Origin of the sequence: Psychrobacillus sp. FSL K6-4046, from assembly GCF_038624605.1 — a bacterium.
GTDB lineage: Bacteria > Bacillota > Bacilli > Bacillales_A > Planococcaceae > Psychrobacillus.
Genome location: NZ_CP152020.1, coordinates 217,905 through 236,197 on the forward strand (window position 1 = coordinate 217,905; position 18,293 = coordinate 236,197).

Genomic DNA, 18,293 nt, shown 5'->3' on the forward strand with positions numbered 1-18,293 from the left:
CCTTATTTATTAAGTTCGTTCCACTGTGTTTCAAAATTAACGAATGGATCATCTTTTTTTTGTATTGATAGTGAAAGCTCTTCCTTATTCCAAGTTTTCCAGATGAAGTATAAAGCTACGATTGATAAGATACCAACGAATCCTGGTATATTAGAAATCGCTGTCAATAAACCGATAATACCGACTGTTGCCCAAAAGATTTTTAGTAGGCTTGAATCGCTTTTTAAGTAGAAATGTACACCTGCAATGACGAACAATGCGGATATTCCTAATCCTAATAACGGACCAAGATTCACCAATGCTACAATTCCTGCAATTATCCCAAGTGTAACTAAACCAAATTTTTTCATATATTTGTTCCTCCTCTCGTCTGTATCTATAGCTTACCAACTCCTTATGTTTTGCTAAACGGGCTTAAACATGATTTTCTCCTCGGTCTTAAGGCTGAGAAGGAGTAAATTACGCAAATCTGCTATACTAATGGGAAAAGACAAAATGGAGAACTCAAATGAAAAAAATTGGCTTTATAACGTTAGCGATCCTTATTTATTCCGCAATTGTTTTTTATTTTGGTTGGAGTGTGTGGACATGGTTAGAAGCTTTCTTCTCAATTAATCTTGGGATTTTCATGGGGATTTGGTTTTTAGTTGCTTATGCAATTATTATTGCAAGACTTGACCACAGACTAAGAACTTTTAGTATAATAGGTTCTTATTGGCTTATAATCATGCAGTATGGAATTCTTTTATTCCCGATTGCAAGTATACTCGTGTGGATTTTCCCAGAGTATTTAAAGCTGATTGGTGGAATCGTTTTGCTAATCTTTGTTTTGATCATGTTGCTCGGAACATATAATGCCTTCTCGCCAGTAGTCCGAAAACTTACTATTACCATACCTAAAAAGGGAGCGGCAGTGGACAAGTTGAAAGTGGTGGTTGCATCTGACTTTCACCTTGGTCTGTTATCCAATAAAGTGCATTTACAAAGATTTGTAAAAAAATCAAATGAACAAAATCCAGATTTGGTATTACTAGTTGGAGATTTAGTGGACGATGACCCAATATGGTTTGTAAAAAAGGGCATGTCCGAGGTGATGAAGCAGCTTCAATCTACGTATGGTAATTATGGGGTGCTAGGAAACCATGAATACTATGGGAAGAAAATTCCATTACTTGTAGAGGAAATGGAAGCTTCCAATGTAAAGATGCTATTAGATGAAACAATCATGGTGGCAGACACGTTCTATTTGACAGGACGTGAGGACTTAACGAATAGAAACAGAAAAGAACTATCCGAATTGGCACCAAAACAAAACAATTTGCCATGGTTTGTAATGGATCATACACCGTCTAATTTACTCATCCCTGAGAGGGCGAAGGTAGACTTTCACGTGTCGGGTCATACCCATCGTGGTCAAATGTGGCCAAATCATATGTTTACCCAAAGAATTTTTGAACTAGATTACGGGTATAGGAAAAAAGGAAATATGCATGCGATTGTATCTTCCGGATTTGGATTTTGGGGACCACCGATTCGACTAGGTAGTCAATCAGAGTTATGGTCGGTAGAGATTAAGTTAGAGGATGTGTAAGTATAATGGAAGCATGGGTTACAGACTGGATGAATCAGTTTGGATATTTTGGCGTATTTTTATTAATATTGTTAGAGAACGTATTCCCGCCGATACCTTCAGAGGTTATTTTAACGCTTGGAGGATTTATGACAACTACAACTTCGATGACCAAGGTAGGTGTTATTCTAGCAGCTACTGCGGGGTCGGTAATTGGCGCGGCAATTCTTTATGGGATTGGTCTATTACTAGATGTAGAGCGTTTAGAAAAGATTGTGAACAAGTACGGTAAATTCTTGAGACTTACTATAAAAGATATTCATAAGGCGGATGCCTGGTTTGACAAATATGGCGTTTGGGCTGTATTTTTTGGTCGACTAATTCCATTGGTGAGAAGCCTTATTTCTATTCCAGCAGGGATGTCAAATATGAAATTTTGGCTGTTCCTTCTATTTACTACACTAGGTACACTTATTTGGAACACGGTTTTAGTTTCTGTAGGTTCTGCAGTAGGTGAAAACTGGGAGGATATCGTAGGGTATATGGATATCTACTCGAACATAGTGTATGTTCTTATAGCAATAGTAGGGATTGCATTTTTAGTATGGTATTTTAAAAAACGTGACTAAGGAGATCTTATGGAAATTCTAGAATTATTTAAAGCATTAATATTAGGTTTTGTAGAAGGTATGACGGAGTTTGCTCCGGTTTCATCAACTGGTCATATGATTATCGTGGATGATATGTGGCTGCAAACAAAAGACTTTTTAGGAGAATACTCAGCTAATACATTCAAAATTGTTATTCAGCTTGGGTCAATCCTCGCTGTAGTCGTTGTCTTTTGGAAAAGATTATTGAGTTTAATAGGCTTATATAAAATAAAGGATGCGCCTAAAGGCGGACAGTTAAAGCTAACTCATGTAATTGTTGGGCTTATACCTGCTGGTGTGCTAGGTGTATTGTTTGAGGATTACATCGATGAGCATTTATTTACAACAGAGACTGTATTAATAGGATTAGTGCTAGGTGCGATCCTTATGATTGTTGCTGATAAACTTGGACCTAAACATCCAAAAACGAACACACTAGACAAGATTACATATAAGCAAGCTATTCTTGTAGGTCTTATACAATGTCTATCATTGTGGCCAGGATTTTCTCGTTCTGGTTCAACGATTTCTGGTGGCGTAATATTAGGGATGAATCATAAAACTGCAGCAGATTTTACTTTTATCATGGCTGTGCCGATTATGGCAGGGGCAAGCTTTCTATCCCTTTTGAAAAACTGGGAGTACGTGGAGATGAATCATTTTGGCTTTTATGCAGTAGGCTTTGTCAGCGCATTTGTATTTGCTTTAATATCGATTCGCTTCTTCTTGAAACTAATTGATAAAGTTAAACTAACACCGTTCGCTATTTATCGAATAGTTTTAGCAGCAGTACTAGCGGTTATTATATTTTTGTAAGTTAAAGGATGACTTCTTTCACAGGGGTCATCCTTTTGTTTTGGGCTACGTTAAAATTAATGGTTTTCTGTCTTTTTCATTAAAGATACCCGTTAATAATGCATTTAAAATAATACATCTTGACAGTACGGGTAAACATGTTAAAATTCTAGTAACTTTAGCGATTGAAAGCGTTGAATCGCGAAAGTAAAATTTATACGAGTGATTGTCCTAGTAATCTGCATGTACCCAGCAAAAAGAGACTGAACGGTTGGTGAAAGTTCAGGTAAACATGATAGATGAATTACAACAATCAAGTAAACTCGGTTTTAATGAAGTGGTTGAACATACACAATGTTCGACAAATAGGGTGGTACCGCGGAGATTTCCTTCGTCCCTAGCTATAGGGATTGGAAGGTTTTTTTTCATTCCTAAAAACTATTATTAGGAGGATTAACAATGTTTCGTATTCGTTCCACGATCTCCCCCTCATTTTCGGAGGCAGCACTACTTAGTACTATGATTATCGCTATAATGGCGCTTTGTATCATAAAATTTAATGCAGTTCCTCATATGCCTATCTTACTGGCAATTCTATTACTCATAACTTATGGTCTTATGAAGAAAGTACCTTACAAAAAACTAGAAGAAGGACTAACAGATGGTGCCAAAGCAGGTCTTGGCGCAATTTTCATCTTTTTCTTTATTGGTATATTAGTTAGTAGCTTAATGATGAGCGGGACGATTCCAACACTTATTCACTTAGGCTTTCAATTTATTACGCCACACTTTTTTTATGCTATTGTATTTCTAGTTACTTGTATCGTTGGTTTATCTATAGGAAGTTCCCTAACAACGATAGCTACAATTGGTGTTGCATTTATTGGAATGGCTAGCGCTATGGATATTTCTTTGGCTATTACAGCTGGTGCAATTGTTTCAGGAGCTTTTTTCGGAGATAAAATGTCTCCACTGTCAGATACTACAAATCTCGCATCTGCTATCGTTCAGGTAGATTTATTTGAACATATTCGAAATATGGGATGGACAACGATACCAGCATTCATTATTTCGCTAATTGGATATGGGATTTTATCGCCAAACAAAGAATTTCAACAGCTCGAGCAAGTAAATGAATTTCAAGCTGGACTACTCCAAACAGGGATGATTCATTGGTATACACTGATTCCTCTTGTTTTACTCGTTATACTTTCCATTAAGAAAGTGCCTGCTATATTATCTCTGGCTTTCACATCAGTTGTTGCTATACTTATTTCCTATTTCCATCACTCTTTTAGTTTTGGGGAAGTATTAAATATACTATTTTACGGTTTTACTTCTAGCACGGGTATGGAAGCGATTGACTCCTTACTTTCTAGGGGAGGCATTAATAGCATGATGTTTACGATTGGGCTTGTTCTACTTGCGCTAAGTATGGGTGGGCTTTTGTTTACGCTGGGGATCGTGCAAAGCTTACTGATGAAAGTGGAAAGCTCGCTAAGGAAGGTGAGTTCTGTTGTTGCAGCAACTGCATTTACCGCAATTGGGGTTAATACACTTATCGGAGAGCAGTACTTATCGATTTTATTGACTGGAGAAGCATTCCAAGCACAATTTAAAAAAGTTGGCTTGGCCAATAAAAACTTAGCACGCGTAATGGAAGATGCTGGTACGGTTGTAAACCCCCTTGTACCATGGAGTGTATGTGGGATTTTCATTACGAATGTATTAGCTGTTACAACACTCGAGTACCTACCATTTGCATTTTTCTGCTTGCTTAGCCCGATCCTGACTATATTATTTGGGTTTACTGGAAAAACATTGACTTATATCGAAGAAAAATAGTTTTACAGTAAATCCCCATTACTACTTTTATTTAGTAATGGGGATTTACTGTAGTTACGGGCTGACTTGTTTTTTAATGAATAAATGTATTATGAACTCTTTGAGATTCATTGAAATAATTCGCCCATATAAATGTCAAAATAAATGACATCATAGACACTGCAGCGAATTCAAACCGTTCCTCATGATTCACTCCATATAATAGATTTGATATGTAAACAAATGCAAAGCCGAAAACAAATTTACACGCAGCAGTGGCAATATAATAAAGGATCATATGCTTTGGTAATGACCTTTTTTTCTTGAAAAAGTGAAAAATAAGGATTGTTGAGATGACTATTGTTAAAAGTAAAATAAGGGAGTAGACTACTATGGTTACACTTATGAAGATTTGCTGTCCTTTAGATACATCTAATTCAATCATCGTCACCCAAATGTTATTCGTAAGGTAGGTTATTATGTGGCTGAAAAATCTAAGTAAATAGTGAAACGGTGCATATAGCAGACCAATCAAGGGCAGAATGAGCCAACCATTGATTCCTGAGGGTCCATTATGTGGTTGGACAGATACATTAGTAACAGTCATTGAGAACTACCTCCTATCGTATGTTTACTTTACAAATGTATTCTTTACTCTCTTGGATTTACTAAAATAAGTAATCCAAATCGAGGTACTTATCATAGCCCGTATTACATTAAACATATAGTATTGGGATGTTAAAGGATCAGATCCAAACACATTCTCTATGATTTGCAAATTTATATAGCCAATGAGAATATCTATTATTAGCATGATGGTAAGGCAGGTAATCATTACCTTAGGGAAAAACGTTTTCTTTTTAAAGAAAAGTATGAGTAATACTATTACTGTAGATATTTGAGCAATACAAATGATGAGGTCTGTTATTACAAATGGTCCAAATAAAGGATGATAATATTCTCCACTCTTACTAGCTATACTCTCCCAACCTTCAGCCGTCAAAAAAGGGAAAACATCTATCATGAGATAGGCAATAATAACAAACGGTGAGGTAATTAGCCCGATAAGTGGAAGTATTAGCCAGCCCCCTATACCAACAGGTCCGTGTGGTAATAAGTCCTTAGATGTCAACCTAGTGGAATTGCTTGTAATCATATTTATAACCTCCTAATTTTAAGATATTTTACCAATTTTATAGGTCGCTATAATTATAATATACAGAAAATATTGGATTCGCAATTTTATAATTGGGTTATTCTGAAAATGAGATGTAAGACCTAACACAAAGTCTTTTTACCTATGTACAAGTTTAAACACAATATGTTAGGGTATATAAGTAAACAAAACACAATATATAGTATATAAACGATGAAAAGGTACCATTATGGTTTAAAAGGGAATTCGGTTTAAGACCGAAGCTGTCCCCGCAACTGTAAGTGCGGACAACTGTTGATTATGCCACTGCGAAGTTTCGTGGGAAGGCCAATGGGAGGAAGATGCACGAGCCAGTAGACCTGCCTTTTTGTCGATGAAGCAACACTTTCTTCGGGGGTTGAGAGGTGGGGGCGAGAGACTCTATCTTAAAACGAACGATATGTCTTGTTGTTTCCTACTTTAAAATCATGAGCGATGACTCAGCCTAAGAGGCTAGAGGCATCGCTTTTTTGTATATAAAAAATAGGGAGGAATTTAAATTGGCAATAATTACGAATACAGAAAAACAGCAGGTATTACAGCAATTAATAGTAGAATTTGGGGAAGAAAAGTTAGCACCCTTAGTTAAGTCACATCACAAGTGGCTACAAAAACATTCAGAAGGTATGATATCGACATGGTCTAAGGCTATGTCACTAGAGGCATTGAGCTTTTTAGATGAACAGGAGCCATTTTGGACATTTGTGGCAGCACGTATTTATTTAGCAGAAGTATATTCGCAGCAAGCAGAACGGAGAGGTACCACTGCTGATGCCGTCTATACAAAATTTGCAGAGAACGTACGGATCCTTTCTAAAAAGGGAATATATAATCCCTCTATTATGGAAAGCTATTCGAATGAGGAGTTAGAGCAGCTAGGAAATCTCCTTGTCGCCAAAAGAGATTCCCTATTTACCTACATAGCCTTAAAAACCCTTTTAGATCGCTATGTAGCGAAGGATTTTAATAAGGATATTGTAGAGCTGCCACAAGAGCGCTGGCTTGTTATAGCTATGACACTTATGAAGGACGAAAAAGAAAACCGTCTTGAAAAAATAAAAGAAGCTTATTGGGCAATGAGCAATTTATATATGACGGTTGCAACTCCAACTTTATCTAATGCTGGAAAGCCACATGGACAGCTCTCTAGCTGCTTTATTGACACGGTAGATGATAGTCTGCAAGGTATTTACGACAGTAATACAGACGTAGCCACTCTATCTAAATTTGGAGGGGGTATCGGTGTATACATGGGGAAGGTGCGTAGCCGTGGCTCTTCTATACGAGGATTCGTGGGAGCATCTAGTGGAGTTCTCCCTTGGATTAAACAGTTGAATAATACGGCAGTCAGCGTCGATCAGCTTGGACAACGACAAGGGGCCGTAGCTGTTTATTTGGATGCTTGGCATAAGGACATTTTTACGTTTTTAGATCTACGCCTAAACAATGGAGATGATCGCCTTCGAGCGCATGATATTTTCACAGGTATATGCTTGCCGGATTTATTTATGGAGAAGGTAGATGCAAGGGAGGAATGGCATTTATTTGATCCGCATGAGGTCCGTCAGGTAATGGGTTATTCTTTGGAGGATTTCTATGATGAAAAAAGAGGAGAAGGATCATTCCGGGAAAAATACGAGGAATGTGTGAATGACCAACGCCTATCGCGAGAAACTGTACAAGCAATCGACTTGATGAAAAGAATTATGCGTTCTCAGTTAGAGACAGGGGTACCATATATGTTTTACCGAGATGAAGTAAATCGTAGCAACCCAAATAAGCATGAGGGAATGGTCTATAGTAGTAACCTCTGTACAGAAATTTTTCAAAATCAGAGCGCAACAACGTTTGAATCGATTCAGTTAGAGGATGATGTCATTGTCACTCGTAGAAAACCTGGGGACTTTGTTGTTTGTAACTTATCCTCTATTAACTTGGGGAAGGCAGTACCAGCAAATGTATTAGAAAGACTGATAAATATTCAAGTACGCATGCTAGATAATGTCATCGATTTAAATATGATACCTGTACCACAGGCAGAGCGCACAAATGCAAGGTATCGAGGTATTGGCCTTGGAACATTCGGATGGCATCATTTACTCGCACTTAAGCAGATTCGTTGGGAGTCAGAGGAAGCGGTTAAACTTGCGGATAAACTATATGAAAAAATTGCCTTTTTAACTATTCAGGCATCCGCAAGTCTTGCTAAGGAAAAGGGTGCTTATCCTTTATTCGAAGGTTCGGAATGGCAAACGGGTGCTTATTTTGAAAAGCGTCAGTATGAAGGAGACGAATGGAATAAGCTTCGCAGGAAGGTCGCAGAAGTAGGCCTTCGAAATGGCTATTTAATGGCAGTTGCTCCTAATTCATCTACGTCAATTTTGGCGGGAAGTACCGCTAGTATTGACCCAATTTTTCAAAAGACTTACGCAGAGGAGAAGAAGGATTATAAAATTCCTGTTACAGTTCCAGATTTAAATTCAGAGACTACGTGGTTTTATAAGTCTGCTTATTTCATTGATCAGCATTGGACGGTGAAGCAAAACGCTGCACGCCAGCGACATATTGACCAGGGGGTCTCCTTAAATTTATATGTACAAAACACGATAAAGGCAAAGGAATTACTTTCGTTACATTTAGAAGCTTGGAAAAGTGGGCTAAAAACGACTTATTACGTACGTTCCACCTCGATAGAACTTATCGAATGTGAGTCCTGTTCGAGCTGATGAAGGCAATTATATGTTATTTGAGCTATAGCGGAAATACGGAAGAAATAGCAGAGCTTTTACAAAATCAGCTGGAGAATTCCGAGTATCAGGTAGAGATATATTGTATTGGTATCGGAGTCCTACCAGATTTACAACTATATGACCTAGTATTTCTAGGGACTTTTACTTGGGATCAGGGAAGTATTCCAGATGAAATGAAGGAATTTTTAAGAGAAATAGGATATCGACCAGAAAACAGTTATATATTCGGATCTGGGGATACCCAATTTGGAGGAGACGAGCTATTTTGCGGGGCGGTGGACAAATTAGTTTGCTATTGTAACAGTCCATTCCAAGGCTTAAAAATTGAACAGTCACCAAGAGGAAGTCAAGAGAAAATTGTCACTAAATGGCTAGAGGGAGTTTTAAATCATGCAAAAGGCAAAAACATTAGAACCAAGAAATCCAAACAAATCAACAGGAATATTTAATGGGCAATCAAGCGGTATACTGAATTGGAATGATATTGCGTATCCACATTGGCATAAGATGTATAAGCGTCTACTCGGAAATTACTGGCAAGCAGATGAAGTTAATATGTCTAATGACATAAAGCAATTTGGTAGCTTGAGTGATTCGGAGCAGGATGCGTACTTAAAAATCATTGGCCTGCTAGCGACATTAGATGCACCTCAAACACGTACAGCTTTATTGCTTTCCCTATATGCAACAGACCCATCGGTACAATCCATTATGGCGGTCATTGCACAGCAAGAAGCCGTACATAATGAAAGCTATTCCTATGTTTTATCATCCATTGTATCGCTGGATAAGCAAAACAAGGCATTTGATTTTGGCAGAACCGATGAAGTGCTAATTAAGCGCAATCAAAACATTGCCAAGTACTACAATGAATTTGTAGAGAACCCAACGACGGAAAACATATTAAAGACGCTTACTTATACAACATTATTGGAAGGGCTATTTTTCTATTCTGGCTTTGCCTTCTTTTATAATCTTGCTCGTCATAACAAAATGGTAGGTACTTCTACGATGATTAGCTACATCAACCGAGATGAGCTAGAGCATGGCCGGTTTATATCAGAGTTATTCAGAGCAACGCTAGCTGAAAATCCAGAGCTAAATAACGATGAATTTATAGGGTGGGTCTATGAGCAATTTAAAGAATCTGTCCAACTAGAAATAGAATGGTCCAATTATGTACTACATGATATCGATGGAATCGATATAGAAGATATGCAAGGTTATATTAAATACCGCGCCAATAAAATGCTACGACTAATTGGGCTAAACGAGATTTATCCTGAGTATGTAGAAAATCCAATGAAATGGATTCGAGCATACGCAGACAACATAGACGGCACTAAAACAGATTTCTTCGAACAAAAGTCTCGACAGTATGTAAAGGTGAATGCAATCGACAACGGTTTTGATGATCTATAATATAGAAGAAATACAAACCTGTTAGAGTAATGTAAGTTATTAGCTTAAAATCTTAGGTAAATACCATGGACCAAGTGTTCATGGTATTTTATTATATACATTAAAATAGGAAGGATCCAATGCACCTAAGTCAGTTGAATATTAAAGGATTAATATTGTTATGATAGAAAGTAATGAAGTCAATTAATTTTAGGGGGGATAAGATGAACAATAAACGAGATTTAGTATTATATATTGCGGCTAGCTTAGACGGATATATAGCTACGGAAGATGATTCTTTAGATTGGCTATTTAATGTAGAGGGCGAGGGTGATAATGGAATATCAGAGTTTTATGAGACGGTAGATACCGTTTTAATGGGTAAAAAAACATATGACTGGATAGTAAAACATGAATCAGGAGAATTCCCATATAAAAATAAAGAATGTTACGTATTTACAAGATCCACTATGGAAGATACCGAAGATGTTAAATTTACTAATAAAAACGTCGTGGGTTTAACCAACGAACTGAAGAGTCAAGAAGGAAGTAATATATGGCTTGTAGGCGGAGGCGAATTATTACAATCATTTTTAAAAGAAAAGCTAGTAGATGAAATTATTTTAACAGTAGCGCCAACTATCATCGGAAAAGGAATTCCGTTATTCAATAAAGGAGATTATCAGTTAGACCTTATATTGAAAGGAACTAGAACCTTCAACCAGTTTGTAGAACTACATTATGAAGTTAAAAAGTAAATGCATGTATAAGGTGTGAATGAAATGCGACTCCCCATGAATATTACAGGCTTAGCAAATAGTATGATTGAAATGAATGAGATGGATGGAAACCTATTTAAAAAGTTAGGATACGAAATTGCTAGAAAGATTAATGGTAAAATAATTGGTTTTTTTTCACCTAGCTACCCATTGAATTATTTTCGTATGGACATTGAGGTAGATAAAAAAGTGGTGTCGATTCTACTGCATCAATATTTTCCATATGCGGCCATTGTATTATATGAAAATGAACTCCAGCTACAATTTATAGAGTATGATAATTTGTTCACTGAGCTGAGTCCATATTATACAGTTTTAGAAGCAGGTTTTTTAAATGAGCAGTTTAATCCTAACGCCCATGATTTATCAGAGGTTGAATTAAAAAATGTAAAGCACTGGCGTCCGAATACTAATGGAGAGGTTATTTTTAATTGTTGGGATTAACGTTGTCCAATCCCTTGATGCTTGTACTATCCTTGATTAATCGTAGAGAACGGGTGATAAATGTCGTTGAGTGAAAGAGAAATTCTACTGAAACGATAGATAAACACCTTGGAATAGTAGTAACAGTCTAATTTCTGTCTCCCTCAAAAGCAGGTAGCGAAGAATTTTTATGATAAAATTATAAAGATAAACTGTTAATAATAGGTATATGAGGTGGGAAGAGGATGAAGAAGATAATGTTAATGGTATTTTGCATTTCATTTTTAGTTGGATGTGTAGGTGCAAAAGAAACCGTTTATGAATTTGATGGAATATCTATGTCGCCTACTATAAAAGACGAGCAAAAGGTATTAGTTGATAAGGGTTACTATAAAGAAAATGAAATTAATCGTGACGATATCGTGCTTTTTAATCTCGAAGAAAATGAGCATTTTAAAAGAGTAATAGGCTTGCCTAATGAATTAATCCAAATTCAAGATGGTACCATTTATATAGATAGCAAACCATTAGAAAGTGAATATAGCTATACAGACGTATGGGAAGGAGAAATCCCTATAGATGGTATTCAATTAAAGAATGACGAGTATTTTGTAATTGGAGATAGCCTAGTTCCTTTAACAAGTAAGGATAGCAGATCGGTCGGTCCAATAGCGAAAGAAGATATTTTGGGGAAAGTGGTAGAGATTAAATAGCTTGGGTAAAACTCAATGAAATCTGTCTAGAAAGGGTGTTGAAGTGAAGATCAATCATATAATTCGCCTCGAAAACGGATTAGCTTTCGGGATTTCCTTTTTTATTTATATGCAGCTGGACTTTCCAATCTGGTTGTTTTTTTTACTATTATTCGTTCCTGATATTACGATGATCGGTTATACAATTAATAATAAAATTGGTGCAACCATTTATAATGTTGGTCACAGTTTTATTTTTCCTATACTTTTAACATTAGGTTACTTCTACTTTTTAAAAGATTATTTGCTTATAATTTCTATTATTTGGGTAGCCCATATTTTTATGGATAGACTTTTTGGCTTTGGATTAAAGTACCAAGAATCTTTTAAAGAAACTCATATGCAAAGGCTTTAAAATTAAAGTGAGATTTTTTATAGTCATATAAAAAGCGTCTAATCAGTTACACAACTGGTCAGACGCTTTTTTTAAAGCTTATACTGTTCTCTAATCAAGTAGGAAACCCACTTGCATTGAGGGTGGTTTTTAATATTCTCTAAAAGACCTTTTATAAGTGCGAGACTCGGAGTTTCGGTTAGGAGGTGATTTTTTAAAATTTGAAGCGTTTCCTTTTCGATTGGCTCTTCTATTTCTAGTAGAATCTGATTGATTAACTCAAGTATTTGCATATCTTTATCGGTGTTTTCCTTTATAACCTTTTGCATAATTTGAGCACTATCTGTTGAGATTAAAGGAATCGTTGAATGTTTTGCTAATACTTTCGTCTTTTCTACAAGTGACTTAGTTAGCGTGTCTATATCAATTGGTAATTCAAAGAATAGATAGAGGTCGATATATATTTTCATAAAGCCTTTTATGCAAATAAGTAAGTCATATTTTGTTTCTTCATAAGTTAAATCTAACTTGTCTACCATATAAAGAATAATTTCATTTAATAGATTGTCATAATAAGTTAGTTTTTTTAATAAATCATCGTTTACCGTATGTGTCTGTTCCTTGAAGAAGATTTTAGCAAAAGTAGAGTTTTCTTGAAATGCCTTGTTGGCAGTGTAGAAAAAGGTATATAGCATATCGTCAGAATGTGAACATTCTTTGACCGAGTAGTCAATTTCTGAAATAATCTGCTTCATAAAGCAATCTACCAAAGAAGTGATGAGCTCATCTTTGGATTTATAGGAAAGGTAGAAAGCACCTTTAGAAATGCCGCAATGGTCAGTGATTTGTTGGACTGATGTAGCCTCAAAACCTTGCTTTGCAAAAAGTTCTAATGCTTTATCCATTATTAATTGTTTCTTTACCATATCTTATCGCTCCCAATGGTTATTGTTGACAAATGACCAATTAGTCATTATTATAAATAAATGAGTTTGATAAGTCAAATGAGGGTAGGTGCAAGTGTGAAAGGTTTAGTGAATTTTGTACTAAAAAATAAGTTAGCGGTATGGTTATTGACTATTATCATTACTGTTTCCGGTATTTATTCAGGTACAAGAATGAAGATGGAGACCATTCCAGATATTTCGATCCCATTCTTAATGGTGATGGATGTTTATCCAGGTGCGACTCCTGAAAAAGTTATGGAAGATATCTCGATGCCTTTTGAGAAAGCGTTAGAAGGACTAGAGGATGTTAAATCGGTATATTCCAATTCCTATTCGAATATGTCTAATATTCAAGTAGAGTACGAATATGGCACAGACATGGATGAAGCAAAACGCGCATTGGAGTCTGCATTGGATACGATCTCCTTACCTGAAGGAGCAATGGAGCCAACTATTACGGCAATAAGCATGAATATGATGCCGGTAGCAGCCCTAAGCGTAAGTAGCACAGAAGAAGATATCGTAGAGCTAACATCGACAGTAGAAGAAATTTTACTACCGAAAATTGAAAAAATAGATGGTGTTGGGTCTGCTACTATAACTGGCCAGCATATTGAAGAAGTAGAGCTTACATATGACGAAGCAAAAATGGCCGAACTAGATGTAACTCAAGATACAGTAAAACAAATGATCCAAGCAAGTGATATGGCAGTATCCTTAGGATTGTTTGAATTTGAAGAAGGCGAGCAGGCAGTAGCGGTTGACGGTAAGTTCATGACAGCCGACGAACTGAAAGAAATGCTTATCCCTGTTACACCTTCCGCTACAAACCCATCTCCTTTTGTGAAACTTGGAGATATTGCTTCTATAGAAGTAGTTGGTAAAGTAGAATCGGTTTCCCGTACAAATGGGAAAGATGCAATTGCAATCCAAATTGTAAAAAATCCAGATGCTAACACTGTAACAGTAGTAAATGCAGTGAAAGATTTAATCGCAGAAGAAGAAAAGAACATTGATGGTTTAGTGATTGACGTTTCCTTAGACCAAGGTGCTCCTATTGAAGATTCAGTATTCACAATGGTTGAAAAAGCATTGTTTGGTGGATTAATCGCCGTGTTGATTATTCTATTGTTCTTACGTGATTTTAAATCTACAATTATTTCTATTGTGTCTATACCAGTTTCTATTTTTATGGCATTACTGCTATTAAATTGGTTAGATATTACGTTAAATATTATGACACTTGGAGCCGTTACCGTAGCAATTGGACGTGTAATCGATGACTCGATTGTTGTTGTAGAGAACATTTATAGACGCCTTCACTTAAAAGGCGAACCATTAACAGGCCGTGCCCTTGTTCGTGAAGCAACGATTGAGATGTTCAAACCAATCCTTTCTTCTACATTGGTAACGGTAGCGGTATTTGCTCCATTAATCTTTGTAGGTGGTATGGTTGGAGAATTGTTCATGCCATTCGCATTAACAATGACATTTGCTCTTGGTGCATCACTGTTAGTAGCAATTACAATTGTACCTGCAATGTCACACTTCTTATTTAAGAAGAAATTGTACGCTGAAAAAACAGAAAGTAATCATAAAGAGCAAGGTAAGTTAGCTGGTAGCTATAAAAAAGTTCTAGAGTGGACATTAAACCACAAAATTATTACTTCGCTTGTATCGGTTGCATTACTAGTAGGTAGCTTGATGCTTACGCCGTTAATCGGTTTCAGTTTCTTGGGTAGTGAAGAAGAAAAAGTAATGTATTTGACTTACACTCCAAAAGCTGGTGAGCTAAAAGAAGACACATTGGCAAACGTCACTAAAGTTGAAGAAGAGATGCTTAAACGTAAGGATATTGATATCACTCAAGTATCTATCAACGGTGACGGCGCAAATGACATGACTGCAATGATGGGCGGAGGTTCAGGCGGCGCATTAATGTACTTGATCTTTGATGAGGATATGGAAGACTTCCCAGGTGCTCGTGAGGAAATCGAGGAATATGTGTTCAACATTGGTCAAACTGGCGAATGGAAGAGCCAAAACTTCTCAAGTATGTCCATGTCGACAAATGAAATTAGCTATACATTCTATAGTGAAGATTTAGATAAGTTGAACGAAGCTGTTGCAATGGTTGAAGAAGTAATGGGAGAAACAAAAGGATTAGAAGATGTTTCTTCGAGTGCTGAAGACAGCTACGTAGAGTATACATTCCAAGTAGCTCAAGATGAATTATTGCAGTACGGTTTAACAACTGGTCAAATCGTTGGGATGTTGAGTCCTTCCACTACGGAGGAAGTATTAACGACAGTTGAAAAAGAAGGAAATGATTTAGAGGTTATCGTACAGCAAGAACAAACAGCAACACCTAAATCGATTGATGATATTTTAGCTAGAGAAGTACCGACAGCAATGGGAACTACAATGCCATTGTCTGAATTAGTAACAGTAGAAGAGGGTTACGCTCTAAATACGCTTGCTCGTAGTAAAGGTGAATACTATGCTTCTGTATCCGCTACAATTCAAGATGATGATATTTCAAAAGCATCTGCAGATGTAGATAAAGCGATTGAAAAATTAGACTTACCTAAAGGTGTAACGGTTGGGGTTGCCGGTGTAACTGCAGATATGAATGAAACATTCACTCAGCTTGGAGTAGCAATGCTTGCAGCAATTGCGATTGTTTACTTTATATTAGTAGTAACATTTGGTGAAGGTATTGCACCATTAGCTATCCTATTCTCATTACCATTCGCAGTAATTGGTTCATTTGCAGGTCTATGGATTGCAAACGAAACAATATCCGTATCTGTTATGATGGGTCTTCTCATGTTGATTGGTATCGTTGTCACGAATGCCATTGTATTAGTTGACCGAATCATTCATATGGAACGCGAAGGTATGAATATGCGTGAAGCGATCCTTGAAGCTGGTGCAACTCGCTTACGTCCAATTTTGATGACAGCTATTGCAACCATTGGGGCACTTGCACCATTAGCAGTAGGATCAGGCGGCGGTGGTTTAATCTCGAAAGGATTAGGTATCACGGTTATTGGTGGTCTAGCAAGTTCTACGCTACTAACATTAATCATCGTTCCAATCGTTTACGAGGTTCTATCGAAGCTATTTAAGAAAAAACGTAACGAAGTACAAGATAATTAAATAACAGAAACGCCTGTGGGATTAAATTCTCACAGGCGTTTTTTTTAAAACTTAGTTTATCCTTTTCTTACATCCATTCTAATATCTCGATACGATTACCAAATGGATCGTTAATATATATGCGATTAGCCCCTGGTAGTTCTGTATCTACTTTAAAGCTTACCTGTTGATCGGTTAAATGCATTTTTAACGCTTCAAGGTCTTCAACTTCAAAAGCCGGATGTGCCTTCTTTGCTGGAGAGAAAGGCTCTTCAACTCCGATATGAATTTGATAGCTTCCCAGCTCGAACCATACGCCACCCTTCTTTTTTAGAAGTAGTGGTTTTTCTATTTCTTTTAATCCTAATATTCCCGTGAAGAAGCTTCGTGCCTCTTCCTCACAGCCCTTTGGAGCAGCTAATTGAATGTGATCAATTCGTTTAAATGTAAATGACATGGTCCATACCCCCTTATGAATTAACTTAATTATAATGTGAATTTTTTGATAATAAAAATTTATATAAATCATGATAAGGGATAAGTAACTCTTATGTTAAAAAGGTTACATTCGCTCCAATATTTTATTTACCGTATTTTTATTTCTAGCTGTAGATACCATTTGAAGCTTCTTTTCAAAAAAGGTGTTTGTATATTTAGTTTGATGATAATTTTTAGTATGGTGGATGATCAAGTTTCGATTATGCAGGACAATAAAATCATCCTCTACAATTCCCTTTAAAATAGAAAACTCATCGTTTGTAATTTCTTTTCGCAGAAACATGACGAAGGTTTGGTCATTTAAGAAAAGTGGATTTTTACTTATTTCCTCCAGTTCTGCTTTGGGCCTCACTACAACAGGTATTTCGAAACCATAGGTATTCCTTAATGCTTCTTCCAGTTTTTCCTCGCTACAACCTCCACCATCAAAAATAACATTTCCCGTTTGAATATACGTACGCACATTTTGAAAGCCTAACTCTTCAAAAAGAAGCTTTAGCGATTTCATATCTACTTTGTTGAGCTTTCCTAAGTTGATCCCTCTTAATAGAGCTACTGACGACATGTTATGACCTCCACTATTTTTACATTAATCATACATTTCTTTTCTGAATAGTGGAATATGTAATATAATTCTAACAAAATGTAAAAAATAGTTTACTTTAAGTAAAAAATATATTACAATTTGTGTGAGGTGACAGAACATGGAAGGTAATAGACATATAACCAATAGGATTTTAGTGTTAAGAGCAGAAAAGGGTCTTTCCCAAAAAGAAGTGGCGGATTTATTGGGAGTAAGTCGGCAAACAATCATTTCGCTTGAGAAGAACAAGTACAATCCATCGTTAAAGCTTGCCTTTGACATTGCATTGCTATTTGAAGTGGATTTAACGGATGTATTTCAATATAAGAAAGAGGGGGAGTAGAAGTGACGGAGGTTGTATTTGCTATATTAAGGCTTGTTTATGTAATTATCTTTTTTATTGCTTGCTATATAAGCTTCAAATTTGAATGGAGTAGTGAAGGAAAGGATGAAAGGGGCAACGCAATCGCTCACAAATCCTACAGCATCATATTTCCTTTTGCCCCCTTTGGATGGTTCGTGATTGAGCTATATGACTCATATATAAGTGAAATAGGCTACGAATCATACAAGCTAGCAATATGGTTTCTATTGACGGGATTAATGATTTGGCACGCTATTAACATAATCGTTTTAAAAAGAAAGTATTAG

20 protein-coding genes and 1 riboswitch are annotated in these 18,293 nt (G+C 36.5%); of the genes, 14 read left to right on the plus strand and 6 right to left on the minus strand.

Going from position 1 to position 18,293, the window contains the following annotated elements; genetic code table 11:
* Positions 1 to 2 precede the first annotated feature (2 nt).
* Positions 3 to 350 (minus strand): ABC transporter permease, encoded by a 348-nt coding sequence (locus MKY09_RS01160; RefSeq protein WP_251555141.1) that lies wholly within the window; start codon positions 348 to 350, stop codon positions 3 to 5.
* A gap of 158 nt (positions 351 to 508) precedes the next feature.
* Here MKY09_RS01160 and MKY09_RS01165 point away from each other — a divergent pair, with 158 nt between their 5' ends.
* From MKY09_RS01165 to nhaC, 4 genes are all read left to right on the plus strand, one after another.
* A complete protein-coding gene (locus MKY09_RS01165; RefSeq protein ID WP_169360882.1) occupies positions 509 to 1,591 on the plus strand; it encodes a metallophosphoesterase in 1,083 nt (360 codons plus the stop codon).
* A 5-nt stretch (positions 1,592 to 1,596) separates the two neighbouring features.
* On the plus strand, positions 1,597 to 2,199 hold the full coding sequence (locus MKY09_RS01170; RefSeq protein WP_169360883.1) for a DedA family protein: 603 nt from the start codon (positions 1,597 to 1,599) through the stop codon (positions 2,197 to 2,199).
* Positions 2,200 to 2,208: 9 nt separating this feature from the next.
* Positions 2,209 to 3,036 (plus strand): undecaprenyl-diphosphate phosphatase, encoded by an 828-nt coding sequence (locus MKY09_RS01175; protein ID WP_169360884.1) that lies wholly within the window; start codon positions 2,209 to 2,211, stop codon positions 3,034 to 3,036.
* 438 nt (positions 3,037 to 3,474) lie between these two features.
* Positions 3,475 to 4,860 carry a Na+/H+ antiporter NhaC gene (nhaC, locus tag MKY09_RS01180; RefSeq protein ID WP_342567373.1) on the plus strand — a complete coding sequence of 462 codons (1,386 nt, stop codon included), beginning with the start codon at positions 3,475 to 3,477 and terminating at the stop codon, positions 4,858 to 4,860.
* A 73-nt stretch (positions 4,861 to 4,933) separates the two neighbouring features.
* On the opposite strand, the gene MKY09_RS01185 is transcribed toward nhaC, so the two are convergent.
* Both MKY09_RS01185 and MKY09_RS01190 read right to left on the minus strand, forming a co-directional pair.
* Complete coding sequence (locus tag MKY09_RS01185; protein ID WP_169360889.1) at positions 4,934 to 5,446, minus strand: DUF2569 domain-containing protein; 513 nt, start codon at positions 5,444 to 5,446, stop codon at positions 4,934 to 4,936.
* A 24-nt stretch (positions 5,447 to 5,470) separates the two neighbouring features.
* A complete protein-coding gene (locus tag MKY09_RS01190; protein WP_169360890.1) occupies positions 5,471 to 5,995 on the minus strand; it encodes a DUF2569 family protein in 525 nt (174 codons plus the stop codon).
* A gap of 202 nt (positions 5,996 to 6,197) precedes the next feature.
* Positions 6,198 to 6,377, plus strand: a riboswitch (cobalamin riboswitch).
* 163 nt (positions 6,378 to 6,540) lie between these two features.
* Here MKY09_RS01190 and MKY09_RS01195 point away from each other — a divergent pair.
* From MKY09_RS01195 to MKY09_RS01225, 7 genes are all read left to right on the plus strand, one after another.
* On the plus strand, positions 6,541 to 8,760 hold the full coding sequence (locus MKY09_RS01195; RefSeq protein WP_342568189.1) for a ribonucleoside-diphosphate reductase subunit alpha: 2,220 nt from the start codon (positions 6,541 to 6,543) through the stop codon (positions 8,758 to 8,760).
* Positions 8,760 to 9,233 (plus strand): flavodoxin, encoded by a 474-nt coding sequence (locus MKY09_RS01200; RefSeq protein WP_251555133.1) that lies wholly within the window; start codon positions 8,760 to 8,762, stop codon positions 9,231 to 9,233. The genes MKY09_RS01195 and MKY09_RS01200 overlap by 1 nt, the downstream gene beginning before the upstream one ends.
* Positions 9,175 to 10,206, plus strand: coding sequence for a ribonucleotide-diphosphate reductase subunit beta (locus MKY09_RS01205; protein ID WP_251555124.1), 1,032 nt, complete (start codon positions 9,175 to 9,177; stop codon positions 10,204 to 10,206). Before MKY09_RS01200 ends, MKY09_RS01205 begins: the two co-directional genes overlap by 59 nt.
* 203 nt (positions 10,207 to 10,409) lie before the next feature.
* Complete coding sequence (locus tag MKY09_RS01210) at positions 10,410 to 10,943, plus strand: dihydrofolate reductase family protein (protein ID WP_342567374.1); 534 nt, start codon at positions 10,410 to 10,412, stop codon at positions 10,941 to 10,943.
* 24 nt (positions 10,944 to 10,967) lie between these two features.
* Entirely contained in the window at positions 10,968 to 11,408 is a 441-nt protein-coding gene (locus MKY09_RS01215; RefSeq protein WP_251555122.1) for a hypothetical protein, read from the plus strand.
* 224 nt (positions 11,409 to 11,632) lie between these two features.
* Positions 11,633 to 12,100, plus strand: coding sequence for a signal peptidase I (gene lepB / locus MKY09_RS01220; protein WP_342567375.1), 468 nt, complete (start codon positions 11,633 to 11,635; stop codon positions 12,098 to 12,100).
* Between the two features lie 49 nt (positions 12,101 to 12,149).
* The gene (locus tag MKY09_RS01225) at positions 12,150 to 12,494 is read left to right on the plus strand and encodes a DUF4260 domain-containing protein (protein ID WP_342568190.1); all 345 of its coding nucleotides are present in this window, start codon (positions 12,150 to 12,152) and stop codon (positions 12,492 to 12,494) included.
* 71 nt (positions 12,495 to 12,565) lie between these two features.
* On the opposite strand, the gene MKY09_RS01230 is transcribed toward MKY09_RS01225, so the two are convergent.
* Positions 12,566 to 13,399: a TetR/AcrR family transcriptional regulator gene (locus tag MKY09_RS01230; protein WP_169360898.1), complete on the minus strand. Its 834-nt coding sequence runs from the start codon at positions 13,397 to 13,399 to the stop codon at positions 12,566 to 12,568.
* Between the two features lie 96 nt (positions 13,400 to 13,495).
* On the opposite strand from MKY09_RS01230, the gene MKY09_RS01235 reads away from it, so the two are divergent.
* Positions 13,496 to 16,582 carry an efflux RND transporter permease subunit gene (locus MKY09_RS01235; protein WP_169360899.1) on the plus strand — a complete coding sequence of 1,029 codons (3,087 nt, stop codon included), beginning with the start codon at positions 13,496 to 13,498 and terminating at the stop codon, positions 16,580 to 16,582.
* Between the two features lie 67 nt (positions 16,583 to 16,649).
* Here MKY09_RS01235 and MKY09_RS01240 read toward each other — a convergent pair whose 3' ends face one another.
* Both MKY09_RS01240 and MKY09_RS01245 read right to left on the minus strand, forming a co-directional pair.
* A complete protein-coding gene (locus MKY09_RS01240) occupies positions 16,650 to 17,018 on the minus strand; it encodes a VOC family protein (protein WP_342567376.1) in 369 nt (122 codons plus the stop codon).
* 105 nt (positions 17,019 to 17,123) lie between these two features.
* Positions 17,124 to 17,624, minus strand: coding sequence for a DUF1697 domain-containing protein (locus MKY09_RS01245; protein WP_342567377.1), 501 nt, complete (start codon positions 17,622 to 17,624; stop codon positions 17,124 to 17,126).
* 139 nt (positions 17,625 to 17,763) lie between these two features.
* Here MKY09_RS01245 and MKY09_RS01250 point away from each other — a divergent pair, with 139 nt between their 5' ends.
* Both MKY09_RS01250 and MKY09_RS01255 read left to right on the plus strand, forming a co-directional pair.
* Positions 17,764 to 17,985 carry a helix-turn-helix transcriptional regulator gene (locus tag MKY09_RS01250; RefSeq protein ID WP_342567378.1) on the plus strand — a complete coding sequence of 74 codons (222 nt, stop codon included), beginning with the start codon at positions 17,764 to 17,766 and terminating at the stop codon, positions 17,983 to 17,985.
* A gap of 2 nt (positions 17,986 to 17,987) precedes the next feature.
* Positions 17,988 to 18,293 (plus strand): hypothetical protein, encoded by a 306-nt coding sequence (locus tag MKY09_RS01255; RefSeq protein WP_298467887.1) that lies wholly within the window; start codon positions 17,988 to 17,990, stop codon positions 18,291 to 18,293.

Coding starts and splice junctions, on each gene's coding strand:
- MKY09_RS01165 (WP_169360882.1), top strand. CDS start 509: ATGAAAAAAATTGGCTTTATAACGTTAGCGATCCTTATTTATTCCGCA.
- MKY09_RS01185 (WP_169360889.1), bottom strand. CDS start 5,446: ATGACTGTTACTAATGTATCTGTCCAACCACATAATGGACCCTCAGGA.
- MKY09_RS01240 (WP_342567376.1), bottom strand. CDS start 17,018: ATGTCATTTACATTTAAACGAATTGATCACATTCAATTAGCTGCTCCA.
- MKY09_RS01200 (WP_251555133.1), top strand. CDS start 8,760: ATGAAGGCAATTATATGTTATTTGAGCTATAGCGGAAATACGGAAGAA.
- MKY09_RS01250 (WP_342567378.1), top strand. CDS start 17,764: ATGGAAGGTAATAGACATATAACCAATAGGATTTTAGTGTTAAGAGCA.
- MKY09_RS01205 (WP_251555124.1), top strand. CDS start 9,175: ATGCAAAAGGCAAAAACATTAGAACCAAGAAATCCAAACAAATCAACA.
- lepB (WP_342567375.1), top strand. CDS start 11,633: ATGAAGAAGATAATGTTAATGGTATTTTGCATTTCATTTTTAGTTGGA.
- MKY09_RS01210 (WP_342567374.1), top strand. CDS start 10,410: ATGAACAATAAACGAGATTTAGTATTATATATTGCGGCTAGCTTAGAC.
- MKY09_RS01160 (WP_251555141.1), bottom strand. CDS start 350: ATGAAAAAATTTGGTTTAGTTACACTTGGGATAATTGCAGGAATTGTA.
- nhaC (WP_342567373.1), top strand. CDS start 3,475: ATGTTTCGTATTCGTTCCACGATCTCCCCCTCATTTTCGGAGGCAGCA.
- MKY09_RS01245 (WP_342567377.1), bottom strand. CDS start 17,624: ATGTCGTCAGTAGCTCTATTAAGAGGGATCAACTTAGGAAAGCTCAAC.
- MKY09_RS01215 (WP_251555122.1), top strand. CDS start 10,968: ATGCGACTCCCCATGAATATTACAGGCTTAGCAAATAGTATGATTGAA.
- MKY09_RS01190 (WP_169360890.1), bottom strand. CDS start 5,995: ATGATTACAAGCAATTCCACTAGGTTGACATCTAAGGACTTATTACCA.
- MKY09_RS01170 (WP_169360883.1), top strand. CDS start 1,597: ATGGAAGCATGGGTTACAGACTGGATGAATCAGTTTGGATATTTTGGC.
- MKY09_RS01230 (WP_169360898.1), bottom strand. CDS start 13,399: ATGGTAAAGAAACAATTAATAATGGATAAAGCATTAGAACTTTTTGCA.
- MKY09_RS01175 (WP_169360884.1), top strand. CDS start 2,209: ATGGAAATTCTAGAATTATTTAAAGCATTAATATTAGGTTTTGTAGAA.